Here is a 15,518-nt window from a genome sequence, read left to right as displayed (position 1 = left end):
GCTCAGAGCACGATGGGCTCGGGCTCGAGCCGGATGCCGAAGCGCCCGTAGACGCTCTCCTGGATGGCGCGCGCCAGCGTCACCACCTCGGCGCCACGCGCCTCGCCGCGGTTCACCAGCACCAGGGCCTGCTTCTCGTACACGCCCGCGCCGCCCACCGACTTGCCCTTCCAGCCGCAGGCGTCGATGAGCCAGCCGGCCGCCAGCTTCACGCTGCCGTCGGCCATCGGGTAATGCACGATGTGGGGGTCGCGGCCGATGATGTCGCGGCATTGCTCGGCGCTCACCACCGGGTTCTTGAAGAAGCTGCCGGCATTGCCGATGCGCGCCGGGTCGGGCAGCTTGGCGCGCCGGATCTCGCACACCCAGGCGAAGATCTGCGCCGCCGTCGGTGCGCTGATGCCGCTCTCGTGCATCTTGCGCTCCAGGTCCAGATAGCCCAGCACCGGCTGCCAGGGCTTGAGGCAGCGCAGCCTCACCTTGGTGATGACGCTCTTGCCCGCCAGGCCGCCAAAGCCGCTCTGCTTGAAGACGCTGTCGCGATAGCCGAAGCGGCAGACGCTGGCGGGCAGCAGCGCCGGCCGGCCCGTCACCAGGTCGATCACCTGCACGCTGTCCAGCCGGTCCTTCAGCTCCACCCCATAGGCGCCGATGTTCTGCACCGGCGCCGCACCCACCGTGCCGGGGATCAGGGCCAGGTTCTCGAGCCCCGGATAACCCTGCTCGATCGCCCATTGCACCGCCTCGTGCCAGAGCACGCCCGCGCCAGCCTCGATAATCCAGGCGTCTTCACGTTCTTCCAGCAGGCGCAAGCCGGGAATCTCCATCTTCAACACCACGGCGGTGACATCGCGCGTCAGCACGATATTGCTGCCGCCGCCCAGCACGAACTTGGGCGAGCGCCCCAGTTCGGGGTGATCGACCACGCGGCGCACATCGGCTTCACTGCGGATGCGCACCAGGCGCGCGGCGAGCGCGGGCAGTCCGAAGCTGTTGTAGGGCTTCAGATTGACATCGCGCTCGATGTCGAGCGCCGGCGAGCCGGGTATGGGGGGATTTACAGCTTGTTCCTGCATGGCAGAATTTTCTCAGATCGAGGGGCACGAAACCGGCCCCTTTCCTTTCGCAGAGAAAAAACAGCATGCCCAGCTTTGACACCAAGCTCGAACCCAATATGGTCAACATCGGCCATGGCGTGGACAACAGCAGCAAGGAAATCAACACCCGCTTCGACTTCAAGGGCACCAGCGCCCAGGTCGAGCTGAAGGAGAAGGAAAAGGAAATCCACGCCACCGGCGACAGCGAGTTCCAGCTCGAGCAGATCGAGGTGGTGCTGTACGGCAAGCTCACCAAGCAGGGCGTGGTGATCAGCTTCCTGGAGAAGAAGGACAAGATCGAGAAGCTCGGCGGCGACAAGGTGCGCCAGGTCTACAAGATCAAGATGGGCATCGAGGCCGATCTGGCCAAGAAGCTGGTGGCCGCGGTGAAGAACAGCAAGCTCAAGGTGCAGGCATCGATCCAGGGCGACACCGTGCGCGTGACCGGCAAGAACCGCGACGATCTGCAGACCGCGATCGCGCTGTTCAAGAAGGACTTCGCCGACGTGCCGTTGAGCTACGACAACTTCCGCGACTGAGACCCGCCATGCTGCTGCCACGTCTTGCCGCCCTGCCCCTGGCGCTGCTGGCGCTCGGCAACGCCCATGCCCAGCCCAATGTCAGCCTGCAGGGCAGCCTGGGCAGCAAGGCGGCGCTGCTGATGATCGACGGCGAGGCGCGCACGCTGACGCTGGGCCAGACGGTGCGCGGCGTGCGCCTGCTGAGCCTGGAGGAAGGCCGCGCGCTGGTCGAGATCGAGGGGCGGCGCGTCAGCCTGCAAATGGGCGCGGCGCAGGTGCGGCTGGGCGATGGCGCGGCCGCCGCCAACAGCGGCCGCCAGATCGTGCTCAGCTCGGGCCCGGGCGGGCACTTCACCAGCGTCGGCAGCATCAACGGCAAGAGCACGCAATTCCTGGTCGACACCGGCGCCACCAGCGTTGCCATCAGCCAGGCCGAGGCCGAGCACATGGGGCTCAAGTACCGCGACGGCCGCCGCGTGCTGACGCAGACCGCCAACGGTGCGGCGCCGGCCCATGTGGTCACGCTCAACACGGTGCGCATCGGCGATGTCGAGGTGCGCAATGTCGAGGCCATCGTCATCCCGGCGCAGATGAGCCATGTGCTGCTGGGCAACAGCTTTCTCTCGCGCTTCCAGATGAAGCGCGAGAACGATGTGCTAACCCTCGACCTGCGCTTCTGAGGCGTAGATCGCCGCCACCGGCGCCTCGCCGACCCTGGCGTAGCCGCGGTACATGCCCTCGGTATTGAAGGGCAAGGCGACCTCGCCATTCGCGGCCACGGCGATCAGACCGCCGCGACCGGCGATGGCCGGCAGCTTCTCCATCACCACCCGGCGGCTCGCCTCCTGCACCGGCAGCCCCAGATATTCCATCAGGGCCGAGACATCGTGGGCGGCGCAGCTGCGCATGAAGGCCTCGCCGGTGCCGGTGCAGGAGATCGCCACCGTCGCGTCATTGGCATAGCAGCCGGCGCCGATGACGGGCGAATCGCCAACGCGGCCGACCTGCTTGTTGGTCATGCCGCCGGTGGAGGTGGCGGCCGCCAGATGGCCCTGGGCATCCAGCGCCACCGCACCCACGGTGCCGAACTTGCTTTGCTCATCGATCGGGCATGAGATCGGGTCCGACGCTGCCTGCTTGAAGGCCAGCGCCTGGCCATCATGGTCCAGCAGCACGCCGGCCTCGGCCTGCTTGGCGCGCTGCAGCTGCTCCAGGCGCAGCGGCGTGCCGAACCAGTCGGGCGCCACCTGCTCCAGGCCATGGCGCGCGGCAAAGGCATCGGCCGCCGCACCGATGAACATCAGGTGCTCGCTGTGCAGCATCACAGCGCGCGCCGCCAGCACCGGGTTGCGGGTGCGTGTGACGCCCGCCACCGCGCCCGCGCGCAGCGTGGCGCCGTCCATCACGCTGGCGTCCAGCTCATGGCTGCCGGCGGCGGTATAGACCGCGCCCTTGCCGGCATTGAAGAGCTCGCATTCCTCCAGCTGCCGCACCGCCTCCACCACCACATCCATGGCCGTGGCGCCGGCCGCAAGCCGGGCCTGGCCGTCGCCCAGGATGCGCTGCAGGGCGCCCAGGTAGGCGGCCTCCTGCTGGGGCGAACTCTTGCTGCGCAGCAGCGTGCCGGCGCCGCCGTGGATGGCCAGCACGGGCCTGGCTTGCTTGTGGGTGTTCATGAGGGTCCTGAGGGCTGCGTCAGGCCGGATTCTTCCATCCCTTGCACGCCCCTGGGCTGTCTCGGCAGAGACAGCCGAAAAACGAACGACCGTGCTAAAAAGCGCCCATCAGCGAAGGAGCACGCATGGACCTGAACTTCACCACCGAGGAGCTCGCCTTCCGGGCCGAGATCCGCCAATGGGTGGCCGCAAACCTGCCCGCCGACATCAGCCACAAGGTGCACAACGCGCTGCGCCTGAACAAGGACGATTTGCAGCGCTGGGCCAAGATCCTGGGCAAGCAGGGCTGGCATGGCTGGGCCTGGCCGAAACAGTTCGGCGGCCCGGGCTGGAACGCCGTGCAGCGCCATCTGTTCGAGGAGGAATGCGCGCTGGCCGGTGCGCCGCGCGTGGTGCCCTTCGGCCCGGTGATGGTGGCGCCGGTGATCATGGCCTTCGGCAGCCAGGCCCAGCAGGAACGCCACCTGCCCGGCATCATGAGCGGCGAGGTCTGGTGGAGCCAGGGCTATAGCGAGCCGGGCTCGGGGTCGGATCTGGCGTCGGTGAAGTGCAAGGCCGAAAGGGTCAGTACCGGCCGGGGCGACCAATACATCGTCAACGGCCAGAAGACCTGGACCACGCTGGGCCAGTACGGCGACTGGATCTTCTGCCTGGTGCGCACCGACAGCAGCGGCAAGCCGCAGACCGGCATCTCTTTCCTGCTGATCGACATGAAGTCGCCCGGCGTGACCGTGCGCCCCATCATCATGCTGGACGGCGAGCATGAGGTGAACGAGGTGTTCTTCGACAACGTCGAGGTGCCGGCCGAGAACCTGGTGGGCGAGGAAAACAAGGGCTGGACCTATGCCAAGTACCTGCTGGCCCACGAGCGCACCAATATCGCCGACGTGAACCGCGGCAAGCGCGAGCTGGAGCGGCTCAAGCGCATCGCCAAGGCCGAGGGCGTCTATGAGGACGCCCGCTTCCGCGACCAGATCGCGCTGCTGGAGGTGGACATCGTGGCGCTGGAGATGATGGTGCTGCGCGTGCTGTCGGCCGAGAAGAGCGGCAAGCAGTCGCTCGACGTGGCGGGCCTGCTGAAGATCCGCGGCAGCGAGATCCAGCAGCGCTACAGCGAGTTGATGATGCTGGCCGCCGGCCCCTATGCCCTGCCCTTCATCCAGGAGGCGATGGAGGCGGGCTGGCAGGGCGACCAGGCGCTGAGCAGCCTGTGGCCGCGCGGCTCTACCCATTGCGCGCCGCTGGCCAGCCACTACTTCAACTATCGCAAGACCACCATCTACGGCGGCTCGAACGAAGTGCAACGCAATATCGTCGCGCAGACCGTGCTCGGCTGAGGAGACAGACATGGACTTTGATTTCACCGAAGACCAGGAATCGCTGCGCGACGCGGTGCGCCGCTTCGTCGACAAGGACTACGGCTTCGAGCACCGCCGCGCCACCGTGCGCGCCGGCGGCTTCTCGCGGGCCAACTGGGAGGGTCTGGCGGGCCTGGGGCTGATGGGGCTGGCGGTGCCCGAGGCGCATGGCGGCATGGGCTTTGGCGCCATCGACGCGATGGTGGTGATGGAGGAGCTCGGGCGCGGCATCGTGCTGGAGCCCTATGCCCAGGCGGCGCTGATCGCCCCCGCCGTGCTGCAGCATGCCGGCGCCGAGGTGCAGGCGGCCTGGCTGCCGCGCATCGCCGCAGGCGAGGCGTTGGTGGTGCTGGCGCACCAGGAACGCAGCGCGCGCTACCGCCTGGACCAGGTCGCCACCGTGGCTGAGGGCCAGGTCTTGATGGGGGCCAAGAGCCTGGTGCCCGCCGGCGCACATGCGGATGCCTTCATCGTACCGGCCCGCACGGCCGCCGGCATCGCGCTCTACCTGGTGGAACGCGGCGCGGCCGGCGTGGGCACGCGCCCCTACCTGCTGCAGGACGGTTCGGCCGCCGCCGAGCTGAGCCTGGACAAGGCCCCCGCCACCCTGCTGGTGCCGGCGCCGCAGGGCCTGGCGGTGCTGGAACTGGCGGCCGACATCGGCATCGCCGCGCAGGCCGCCGAGGCCGTGGGCGCGATGGACAAGCTGGTGGCCATCACCGCCGAATACCTCAACACGCGCAAGCAGTTCGGGGTCGCGATCAGCAGCTTCCAGGCCCTGCGCCACCGCATGGCCGACGTGAAGATGCAGCTGGAGCTGGCGCGCTCGATGAGCTACTACGCCAGCCTCAAGCTGGGCGAGCCGGCCGAGGCGCGCCGGCGCGCGCTCTCGCAGGCCAAGCTGCAGCTGTGCCAATCGACGCGCTATGTGGGCCAGCAATGCACCCAGCTGCATGGCGGCATCGGCGTGACGGACGAGTACATCTCCAGCCACTACTTCAAGCGCCTCACCGCGATGGAGATGCAGTGGGGCGACAGCCTGCATCATCTGGGCGAGGTCAGCGCACGCATGCAGGACCAGGCCGGCGTGTTCGCCTGAGCGGCACAATCGCCGCATGGCGATAGAAACTGGCATCACCGCGGTGGCCGGCCTCAAGGTCGGCCATTTCACCGACACGCGCCGCCCCACCGGTTGCACCGTGATCCTGTGCGAGCAGGGCATGGTGGCCGGCGTGGACGTGCGCGGTGCCGCGCCGGGCACGCGCGAGACCGACTTGCTGCGCCCCGAGAACACCGTGGACCGGGTGCACGCCATCCTGCTCAGCGGCGGCAGCGCCTTTGGCCTGGACGCCGCCAGCGGCGTGATGCGCTGGCTGGCCGAGCGCGGCCATGGCCTCCGGGTGGGCCCGGCCTGCGTGCCCATCGTGCCGGCGGCCGTGCTGTTCGACCTCTGGCTGGGTGATCCACGCGTCACCCCGGATGCCGACGCCGGCTATGCCGCTTGCGAGGCCGCCCGTGCGGCGCCGCCCGCGCAGGGCAGCGTGGGCGCCGGCAGCGGCGCCAGCGTGGGCAAGTTGTTTGGCCCCGAGCGCGCCATGAAGGGCGGCATCGGCACGGCGGCGGTCTGCGTGGACGGCATCACGGTGGCCGCCATGGTGGCGGTGAACGCCGTCGGCGATGTGATCGACCCGGCCACCGGCCAGCTGCTGGCGGGTGCACGCGATGCCCAGGGCCGCCTGCTCGGCAGCGCGCAGGCGATGCTGCATGGGCTGCTGCCCGCGCGCCTGCTGAACGGCAGCGCCACCACCATCGGCGTGGTGGCCACCGACGCCATGCTCGGCAAGGCGCAGGCCTGCAAGCTGGCGCAGATGTCGCATGACGGCCTGGCGCGCAGCATCAACCCGGTGCACACGCCCAGCGATGGCGACGTGATGTTTGCGCTGGCCAGCGGTGGCAGCGGGCGCAGCGCCGACCTGACCTTGCTGGGCACGCTGGCCGCCGAGGTCACGGCACAGGCCGTGCTGAATGCCGTGCGCCATGCGGTCGGCCTGCCCGGCCTGCCCGCGGCCGCCGAGCTCTCGGCGACAATTGCGCCATGAGTACGATGCGTTTGTCCCAGATCCTGTTCTCGCAAGGCTTCGGCACCCGCCGCCTGTGCGCCGGCCTGATTTACAACGGCGAGGTCAAGGTGGCCGGCGAGGTCGTCGACGACCCCGAGGCCGAGTACGAGACAGAGGGTTTCAGCTTTGAAGTCAGCGGCAAGACCTGGCCCTTTTACGAGAAGGCCCTGATCCTGCTGAACAAGCCGGCCGGCTACGAATGCTCGCAAAAGCCCAAGCATCACCCCAGCGTGATGAGCCTGCTGCCCGCCCCCCTGCGCGAACGCAATGTGCAGCCGGTGGGCCGGCTGGACGAGGACACCACGGGCCTGCTGCTGCTCACCGACGACGGCGCCCTGATCCACAAGCTCACCAGCCCCAAGCACCATGTGCCCAAGGTCTACGAGGCGCGCTGCAAACATGAGGTCACGGACGAGCAAGTGGCGCGCCTGCTGGCCGGCGTGGAGCTGCGCGAACCCGAATCGTCAACTCCGACCAAGCCGCATCACAAGCCCGAACAGGTGCGCGCCGAAGGCGCCGAGCGCAGCGACAGCCATGGCCTGCGCCTGACCCTCATCGAGGGCAAGTACCACCAGGTCAAGCGCATGGTGGCGGCGGTGGGCAACCGCGTCGAGGGCCTGCACCGCCCGCGCTTCGGCGCCCTCAGCATCCCCGACGGGCTCAAGCCCGGCGAGTGGATCTGGATCGCGAGCCCCGCACTGATCACGCCCTGATCACTCCTGATGGGGGCTTTCCCGCGCGGCGCGCGCGCCACGGCCCAGGGTTGTTCCTAGGCGTCCTGTCACATTCCCTGTGTAGAAATCGCGGCTGGTAACAGGCCCGTCGCAGCGGCGCGTCTGTGCATCGCGCAGGAGCCAGGCGAAGACCATGGCCGCGCTGTTCGGGAATCATGACAATGACTGCTGAGTCCGCGAGGGACAGAGGGCAAGAGGTCAATGCCAATATCGCTGCCCAGGTCCAACTGGAGCAATTGGCCTCGCTCTATGAACTGACGTTGCTGCCCACGGCCTGCGGCGTGCTGTTCTGCATCTTGCCGCTGGTGCTGCTCTGGCAGCAGCTGCCGCAGGCACTGCTGCTGAGCTGGTTTGCCGCGCGTGCCGCGGTGGCGGCGCTGCGCTGCAGCGATGTGCTGAGCTTCCGGCGCGCCAGACCTGGCCCCGAGCAGCTGCAGCCCTGGCGCCAGCGCTACCTGGCCCTGCTGAGCCTGGATGCGCTCACCTGGGGTGCGATGGGCTGGTATTTCCACACCCCGGCCATTCCGGAACTGGACGGCATCATCCTGGCGTCCATCATCGGGCTGGGTGCCGTGGGCATGTTCTCGCTGGGCGGGGTGACGCGCGCCCATCTGCTGTTCTCCGGCATCACGTTCGCGCCCCTGGCCCTCTACCTGGGCCTGCAGAACAGCCCGGCCGGCTGGTTCTCGCTGCTCGGGCTTGGCCTGTTCCTGGGCGTTTCGCTGTTCGAATCGCGCCGCATCGAGGCGCGCCATGCCGAGTTGCTGCGCCTGCGTTTCGAGAACGCCCATATCGCCGAGCAGCGCCGGCAGGCCCTGCAGTCGGCCGAGCATTCCAGCACCAGCAAGAGCCGCTTCGTGGCCGTGATGAGCCATGAGATCCGCACGCCGCTGAACGGCATCCTGGGCATGACCCAGCTGCTGGAGCGCTCCAGCCTGGACGCGCAACAGCGCGAACAGGTGGACATCGTGCGCCGCTCCGGCCGCCACCTGCTGACCCTGGTGAACGACATCCTGGACCTGGCGCGCATCGAGTCGGGCAAGCTGGTGGTGGAAGCGCATGCGCTGGAACTGGCCGAGGCGGTGGACGACGTGTGCCGCCTGCTGGCCCAGACCGCCAAGGGAAAAGGCCTCGCCTTCGACTACCGCCTGGCGCCGGGCCTGCCGCGGCTCATCATGGGTGACGCGCCGCGCATCAAGCAGGTGCTGCACAACCTGATCGGCAACGCGATCAAGTTCACCGAGCGTGGCAGCGTCTCGGTGGAGGTGTCCACCGTGCTGGACATGCGCGCCGGCACCTTGCTGCATGTGGCCGTGCGCGATACCGGCGCCGGCATCCCCGCCGACCAGATGGAGCGCGTGTTCGCACCCTTCGAGCAGGCCGACAACACCAAGCCGCGCCAGCACGAGGGCAGCGGCCTGGGTCTGACGATTTCGCGCGAACTGGCGCGCGCCATGGGCGGCGACCTGCGCTGCGCCTCCATGCCCGGCCAGGGTTCGGTGTTCGAGTTCACCCTGCCCCTGCAAGCCGGCCCGGCGGCGGTGGTGCCGCCACCGCTCGCCGGCTCCCTGCCCCTGCCCGCCCTGCGGGGTCGGGTCTTGCTGGTGGACGACAGCGCCGTCAATCTGCTGGTGGCGTCCACCATGCTGGAGCGCTGCGGGTTGACGGTGGACCAGGCGGAAAACGGCCGCGACGCCCTGCAGCGCATGCAGGCCACGCCCTACGACCTGGTGCTGATGGACTGCCAGATGCCGGAGATGAACGGCTTCGAGGCCACCCAGGCCTGGCGCCAGCATGAGACGCGCGAGGCCCTGCCGATGCGCACGCCCATCGTGGCGCTCACGGCCAGCGCGGTGAACAGCGATCGCGAGCGCTGCATCGAGTGCGGCATGGACGACTACCTGGTCAAACCCTTCGAGATGGACGACCTGACCACCCTGGTGCAGCGCTACCTGCCCGGGTCGGCCGCGGCGCCGGCGCGGCCGGATTTCGCACCGGCTTGATGCCTGAGCGCGTCATTGCGGCCGGATAATCTCGCCCCATGCAGGTTTTCCGTGGTTTCCAACATCCAGGCATTGCCGGCGCTTGCGCGCTGACGATAGGCAATTTCGACGGCGTCCATCGCGGCCACCAGGCCATGCTGGCCCTGCTCAAGTCCGAGGCCCTGCACCGGGGCCTGCCCTCCTGCGTGCTGACCTTCGAACCGCATCCGCGCGACTTCTTCGCCGCCAGGCTGGGCAAGCCCGAGCTGGCGCCCGCGCGCATCGCCACCCTGCGCGACAAGCTCAGCGAGCTGGAGCGCTGCGGCATCGACCAGGTGGTGGTGCTGCGCTTCGACGAGCGCCTGGCGTCCTTGAGCGCGCAAGACTTCATCCAGCGCGTGCTGCAGCAGGGCCTGGGCGCCCGCTATGTGTTGGTGGGCGACGATTTCCGTTTCGGCAGCAAGCGCCAGGGCGACTACGCCACCCTGGACGCCGCCGGGCGCCTACAGGGCTTCGACGTGGCGCGCATGATGAGCTACGAGGTGCATGGCCTGCGCGTCAGCAGCTCGGCGGTGCGCGAGGCGCTGGCCAGCGGACAGATGGAGGCCGCCGCGCAATTGCTGGGCCGCTGCTATTCGATCTCCGGCCATGTGGTGCATGGCCAGAAGCTGGGTCGCAGCCTGGGCGAGAGCAGCGCCGGCGCGGCCGACGGTTTTCGCACCCTCAATCTGCGCTTCCCGCACAGCAAGCCGGCCGCCATGGGCATCTACGCGGTGCGCACCCATGGCCTGGCAGACCGCCCGCTGGACGGCGTCGCCTCGCTGGGCGTGCGCCCCACGATCGAGCAGGCCGGGCGCGTGCTGCTGGAGGTGCATGCCTTTGACTGGCCGCCGGAACTGGGGCCCGAGGGCGCCTACGGTAAACTCGTGCGCGTGGAACTCCTGCACAAACTGCGCGATGAAGCCCGCTACGAGGGGCTGGACGCCTTGACGGCCGCGATCCGTCAGGACGAGACGCAGGCGCGCGCCTACCTGGCCAGCCATGCCGCCACCCATGCCGCCTCCCATGCCACCACGGGGCGCCAGACCACCCGCGACCGAATTTGACGCGCTGAGCCTGCCCTCAGCCCGCGTGCCGCGATCAACGCCTTGGGCACGCACCCCTCATCTCCGGTGGGCCAGCCCCGCCCCACCGTCTGCTCCGCAAAGCCTGCCATGACCGATACCAAAACGGACTACCGCGCCACCCTCAATCTGCCCGACACCCCCTTCCCGATGCGCGGCGACCTGCCCAAGCGCGAGCCGGGCTGGGTGAAGGAATGGGAGGAGCAAGGCGTCTACAAGAAGCTGCGCGACGCGCGTTGCGGCGCGCCCAAGTTCGTGCTGCACGACGGCCCGCCCTATGCCAATGGCCAGATTCACATGGGCCATGCGGTCAACAAGATCCTCAAGGACATGATCGTCAAGGCGCGCCAGCTGGAAGGCTATGACGCTGCCTACATCCCCGGCTGGGATTGCCACGGCCTGCCGATCGAAAACCAGATCGAGAAGACCTACGGCCGCGGCCTGCCGCGCGACGAGGTGCAGGCCAAGAGCCGCGCCTACGCCACCGAGCAGATCGACCAGCAGCGCGCGGACTTCAAGCGCCTGGGCGTGCTGGGCGACTGGGACCGCCCCTACCGCACCATGGACTTCAAGAACGAAGCCGGCGAGATCCGCGTGCTCAAGCGCTTGTTCGAGCGCGGCTTTGTCTACCGTGGCCTGAAGCCGGTGTACTGGTGCTTCGATTGCGGCTCGTCCCTGGCCGAGTTCGAGATCGAGTACGCCGACAAGCAGAGCCCGGCGGTGGACGTGGCCTTCCTGGCCGCCGAGCCGGCCAAGCTGGCGGCGGCCTTCGATCTGCCCGCTCTGAGCAAGCCCGCCTACACGGTGATCTGGACCACCACGCCCTGGACCATCCCCGCTAACCAGGCGCTCAACCTCAACCCCGAGCTGAGCTATGCCCTGGTGGACACGGCCCAGGGCATCTACCTGGTGGCCGAGGCCCTGGTGGAGAAATGCCTGGCGCGCTGGCAGCTGGAAGGCCAGGTGCTGGCCACCACGCCCGGCAAGCGCCTGGAGCTGCTGAAGTTCAAGCATCCGCTGGCCCATGTGGATGCTGGCTTCGACCGCGAGAGCCCGGTCTATCTGGCCGACTACGCCACCGCCGACGACGGTACCGGCGTGGTGCATTCGGCCCCGGCCTACGGCCTGGACGACTTCCAGAGCTGCATCTCGCATGGCCTGGCCTTCAAGGACATCCTCAACCCGGTGCAGGGCAATGGCGTCTATGCGGCCGAGCTGCCGCTGTTCGCCGGCCAGCACATCTGGAAGGCCAATGCGGTGATCGCAGAGGCCCTGCAGAACGCCGGCCGCCTGCTGGCCCATAGCAAGCTGATGCACAGCTACCCGCATTGCTGGCGCCACAAGAGCCCGGTGATCTACCGCGCCGCCGCCCAGTGGTTTGTGCGCATGGATGAAGCGGAATCCGGCACGACGGGCGTATTCACCGTCGACAAGGCGCCGCAGACCCTGCGCCAGACCGCCCTGGCCGCCATCGAGGCCACCAACTTCTACCCCGAGAACGGCCGCGTGCGCCTGCGCGACATGATCGCCGGCCGGCCCGACTGGTGCATCTCGCGCCAGCGCAGCTGGGGCGTACCTCTGCCGATCTTCCTGCACAAGGACAGCGGCCAGCCGCACCCCCGCACCCTGGAGTTCATCGAGCGTGCCGCCGAGCTGGTGGAAGCCGGTGGCGTGGAAGCCTGGGCCAAGCTGGATCCGGCGGAGTGGTTGGGTGATGAGGCCGAGCAGTACAGCAAGGGCAGCGACATCCTGGACGTGTGGTTCGACTCCGGCTCCACCTTCCAGCATGTGCTCAAGGGCAGCCATGCCGGCGCCGCGCACGAGAACGGCCCCGAGGCCGATCTCTACCTGGAAGGCCATGATCAGCACCGCGGCTGGTTCCACTCCTCGCTGCTCATCAGCTGCGCGCTGAACGGCCGCGCGCCCTACAAGGGCCTGCTGACCCATGGCTTCACGGTGGACAGCAAGGGCCACAAGATGAGCAAGTCCAAGGGCAATGGCGTCGACCCGCAGGACACCAGCAAGAAGCTGGGCGCCGAGATCATCCGCCTGTGGGTGGCGGCCTCCGACTACTCGGGCGATATCGCCGGCGACGACAAGATCCTCGCCCGCGTGGTGGACGGCTACCGCCGCATCCGCAACACCTTGCGCTTCCTGCTCGCCAATGTCTCGGACTTCGATGCCAAGACCGACGCCCTGCCGCTGGACCAGTTGCTGGAGGTGGACCGCTATGCCCTCGCCCGTGCCAGCGCCTTCCAGGAGGAGATCCTGGCGCATTACCAGCGCTACGAGTTCCACCCGGTGGTGGCCAAGCTGCAGGTCTATTGCTCCGAAGACCTGGGCGCGTTCTACCTCGACCTGCTGAAGGACCGCCTCTACACCACCGCGCCCAAGAGCCTGGCGCGCCGCTCCGCCCAGACCGCGCTGTGGCAGCTGACCCAGGCCATGCTGCGCTGGATGGCGCCCTTCCTCAGCTTCACCGCCGAGGAAGCCTGGAAGGTGTTCGACGGCGGCCATGCCGATGCCAGCATCTTCACCGAAACCTACTGGAAGTTCGACGGCGCCGATGCCACCCTGCTGGCCAAGTGGGCGCGCGTGCGCGAGATCCGCGAGGCGGTCAACAAGGCCATCGAGGATGTGCGCAGCGCCGGCGGCGTGGGTTCATCGCTGCAGGCCGAAGTGGCGCTGGGCGTCAACGCGCAAGACCTGGCCCTGCTGCAAAGCCTGGGCGAGGACCTGAAGTTCGTGCTCATCACCTCGGCCGCCACGGTCACCCTGGCCGATGAGCTGAGCGTCGCGGTCACCCCCTCCAGCCATGCGAAGTGCGAGCGCTGCTGGCATTACCGGGCCGACGTGGGTATCAGCCCGGCACACCCTACCATTTGCGGGCGCTGCGACAGCAATCTGCATGGTGCGGGCGAAAGCCGGCAGGTCGCCTGATCGGTACGACAAGGGCGCCGCAGCGCCCTTGTTTCGTTCTTCTCACGGAAAGGCCGGCACATTGGGCTCCAGCCCCTCGAAGTGGGCTTCCGGCCGCGTGCGCGCCAGCAACTCCTCGATCTCGGTGACGCGCGTGCGCGGCACGTCCACCATCAGCAGATACTGACCCTGGTTCAGGGCGGGCTGGAAGCGCGTCAGGCGCCGGCTCGGCGTGGAGCTGCCAATCATGCTGGACGACCAGGTGCCCAGCACCGCGCCCAGGCCGGCCATCGCGATCACCACGCCGGCAGGTGTATGGGCGCCCAGGTTGTACGCGACCGCGACGCCGGCGGCAGCACCCAGGCCCGCCCCCAGCAACAGCCCGGTCTGGGCCGCCTGCACCAGGTCCGAGGTCTGCAACACATTGGCCGCATGCAGGCCGGTCATGTCAACGCCCTCGCTGGCGACAAAGTGAATATGCTGCTCGGCGATCCGGGCCAAGAGCAATTCGTTCATGGTGCGGGTGGCGCTTTCCAGATTCGGCAGCAACCAGTAGATGCGTTTGCGCATGATGGACTCCTTGCCCCCGAGGACGCGGACGACGGTCCGCAAGCTTCAAACCCTGGACGCCCTTCCCTTTTACGCCGGTCTGGCGGCAAGCTCAAGAGCCCGCTGTCCGAAACCCCGGGCTGCGGGGTGCCGCAACGGCTCCGCTACAGTAGCGCCCTCGGCCCAAGCCGGCCCCAAACATCAGCATTCGCCCAGCCATGTCGTCCAAGCGTTCCAGTTCTTCACCGCGTCTGTCGCAATGGCTCGCCATTGCCGCCCTGATCATCATCCTGGATCAGTTGACCAAGGTGCTGATACTGGCCAGCTTCCAGTTGCACGACAGCCACTATGTGACCGCCTTCTTCAATCTGGTACGGGTGCACAACACCGGCGCGGCCTTCAATTTCCTGGCCGGCGCGGCCGGTTGGCAACGCTGGTTCTTCGTCGCCCTGGGCGCCGCGGCCACCGTCTTCATCGTCTGGATGCTGCGTCGTCACGGCCAGCAGGCGCTGTTCGCCTGGGCCTTGTCGCTGATCCTCGGCGGCGCCATCGGCAATGTGCTGGACCGCTTGATGCACGGCTATGTGGTCGACTTCATCCAGCTGCACTGGGCCGGCTGGTATTTCCCGTCCTTCAACGTCGCCGACAGCGCCATCACCGTGGGCGCCGTCTTGCTCATCCTGGACGAATTGCGGCGCGTACGTCGCGGCGGCTGACAAGGGGCGCCGCAGGCGCCCCAGCAGAGGAAGATCAAATCTCCTTGCGCCGTCTGCGCAGTACCGCTGGGGCGGCATAGGCGCCCATGAAGGCCAGGGCCAGCAAGCCGTAGCTGGAGGGCTCCGGAATCACGCGCACGCAGCGCCCTTCAGCACCGGTCGGGTCGACATTGATGCAGGCCTGCCCGAACTGGACGTCCAGCGATTGCGCAAAGCCGTCGGCATCGACCGCACCGGTGATGTTGCGGTCATAGTCCGGGCTCGGGCCAAAGCGCAGCAGGCTGCTACCGGTATTGCTCGCATCGGACATGAAGCTCAACGTCATCAGGGTGAAGCTGTTGAGTTGGTTGGTGTCCAGATCCGCGTTCGATGAGAACGAGGTCGCGAACAGGTCAATGTTGCCTGGGGCCGGCGTATCCAAGACGAGGGAGCCTGACCCCCACAAGTCGCCCAATTGATCGGTGTTGAATACCACGCCAACATAGCTCAGCAGCGACGCGTCATAGAGCAGATGCAGGTCGTAGCCCGACACGAAATCGCTGGCGAGCCCGCTGATGTTCACATTGACCGAGAAGCTGGCGCTGTTGCCCACGGTCATTGCGGCCGGATCAAAGCTGACCACGATGGTCGCGTTCGCTGGCGCTACACCGCACAAGGCAGCCGCCGCCAGTCCCAAACTTGCAATCAGTTTTTTCATGATGGGTCTTTCCAGTACAGGTTGC

The 15,518-nt window shown here is 67.8% G+C and carries 14 protein-coding genes; 10 read left to right on the top strand and 4 right to left on the bottom strand.

Annotated features, from left to right (window positions below):
* Positions 1 to 2 precede the first annotated feature (2 nt).
* On the bottom strand, positions 3 to 1,076 hold the full coding sequence (murB, locus tag PFX98_RS17470; RefSeq protein ID WP_285231764.1) for a UDP-N-acetylmuramate dehydrogenase: 1,074 nt from the start codon (positions 1,074 to 1,076) through the stop codon (positions 3 to 5).
* Positions 1,077 to 1,141: 65 nt separating this feature from the next.
* On the opposite strand from murB, the gene PFX98_RS17465 reads away from it, so the two are divergent.
* Entirely contained in the window at positions 1,142 to 1,636 is a 495-nt protein-coding gene (locus PFX98_RS17465; RefSeq protein ID WP_285231763.1) for a YajQ family cyclic di-GMP-binding protein, read from the top strand.
* Positions 1,637 to 1,644: 8 nt separating this feature from the next.
* The gene (locus PFX98_RS17460) at positions 1,645 to 2,298 is read left to right on the top strand and encodes a retropepsin-like aspartic protease family protein (protein ID WP_285231762.1); all 654 of its coding nucleotides are present in this window, start codon (positions 1,645 to 1,647) and stop codon (positions 2,296 to 2,298) included.
* Here PFX98_RS17460 and PFX98_RS17455 read toward each other — a convergent pair.
* On the bottom strand, positions 2,275 to 3,294 hold the full coding sequence (locus PFX98_RS17455) for an isoaspartyl peptidase/L-asparaginase family protein (protein WP_285231761.1): 1,020 nt from the start codon (positions 3,292 to 3,294) through the stop codon (positions 2,275 to 2,277). The genes PFX98_RS17460 and PFX98_RS17455 overlap by 24 nt on opposite strands.
* Before the next feature lie 125 nt (positions 3,295 to 3,419).
* Between PFX98_RS17455 and PFX98_RS17450 the strand changes: the two genes are divergently transcribed.
* From PFX98_RS17450 to ileS, 7 genes are all read left to right on the top strand, one after another.
* Entirely contained in the window at positions 3,420 to 4,631 is a 1,212-nt protein-coding gene (locus tag PFX98_RS17450; RefSeq protein WP_285231760.1) for an acyl-CoA dehydrogenase family protein, read from the top strand.
* 10 nt (positions 4,632 to 4,641) lie between these two features.
* The gene (locus PFX98_RS17445; protein WP_285231759.1) at positions 4,642 to 5,751 is read left to right on the top strand and encodes an acyl-CoA dehydrogenase family protein; all 1,110 of its coding nucleotides are present in this window, start codon (positions 4,642 to 4,644) and stop codon (positions 5,749 to 5,751) included.
* 16 nt (positions 5,752 to 5,767) lie between these two features.
* Complete coding sequence (locus tag PFX98_RS17440; RefSeq protein WP_285231758.1) at positions 5,768 to 6,751, top strand: P1 family peptidase; 984 nt, start codon at positions 5,768 to 5,770, stop codon at positions 6,749 to 6,751.
* 5 nt (positions 6,752 to 6,756) lie between these two features.
* On the top strand, positions 6,757 to 7,485 hold the full coding sequence (locus PFX98_RS17435) for a pseudouridine synthase (RefSeq protein WP_285235624.1): 729 nt from the start codon (positions 6,757 to 6,759) through the stop codon (positions 7,483 to 7,485).
* Positions 7,486 to 7,667: 182 nt separating this feature from the next.
* Positions 7,668 to 9,509 carry an ATP-binding protein gene (locus PFX98_RS17430; RefSeq protein ID WP_285231757.1) on the top strand — a complete coding sequence of 614 codons (1,842 nt, stop codon included), beginning with the start codon at positions 7,668 to 7,670 and terminating at the stop codon, positions 9,507 to 9,509.
* A 38-nt stretch (positions 9,510 to 9,547) separates the two neighbouring features.
* Positions 9,548 to 10,594, top strand: a complete 1,047-nt coding sequence (locus PFX98_RS17425) for a bifunctional riboflavin kinase/FAD synthetase (RefSeq protein ID WP_285231756.1) — start codon at positions 9,548 to 9,550, stop codon at positions 10,592 to 10,594.
* A 108-nt stretch (positions 10,595 to 10,702) separates the two neighbouring features.
* Positions 10,703 to 13,552: an isoleucine--tRNA ligase gene (gene ileS, locus PFX98_RS17420; protein WP_285231755.1), complete on the top strand. Its 2,850-nt coding sequence runs from the start codon at positions 10,703 to 10,705 to the stop codon at positions 13,550 to 13,552.
* 42 nt (positions 13,553 to 13,594) lie between these two features.
* On the opposite strand, the gene PFX98_RS17415 is transcribed toward ileS, so the two are convergent.
* Positions 13,595 to 14,101: a DUF1269 domain-containing protein gene (locus PFX98_RS17415; protein ID WP_285231754.1), complete on the bottom strand. Its 507-nt coding sequence runs from the start codon at positions 14,099 to 14,101 to the stop codon at positions 13,595 to 13,597.
* Between the two features lie 197 nt (positions 14,102 to 14,298).
* On the opposite strand from PFX98_RS17415, the gene lspA reads away from it, so the two are divergent.
* Positions 14,299 to 14,796, top strand: a complete 498-nt coding sequence (lspA, locus tag PFX98_RS17410; protein ID WP_285231753.1) for a signal peptidase II — start codon at positions 14,299 to 14,301, stop codon at positions 14,794 to 14,796.
* A gap of 34 nt (positions 14,797 to 14,830) precedes the next feature.
* On the opposite strand, the gene PFX98_RS17405 is transcribed toward lspA, so the two are convergent.
* Positions 14,831 to 15,493, bottom strand: coding sequence for a cohesin domain-containing protein (locus PFX98_RS17405; RefSeq protein WP_285231752.1), 663 nt, complete (start codon positions 15,491 to 15,493; stop codon positions 14,831 to 14,833).
* Between the last annotated feature and the right edge of the window lie 25 nt (positions 15,494 to 15,518).

Origin of the sequence: Paucibacter sediminis (genome assembly GCF_030254645.1) — a bacterium.
Classification (GTDB): domain Bacteria; phylum Pseudomonadota; class Gammaproteobacteria; order Burkholderiales; family Burkholderiaceae_C; genus Paucibacter_B; species Paucibacter_B sediminis.
The sequence above is the reverse complement of the archived record's forward strand: the minus strand, read 5'-3'. Positions and strand labels throughout refer to the sequence as shown.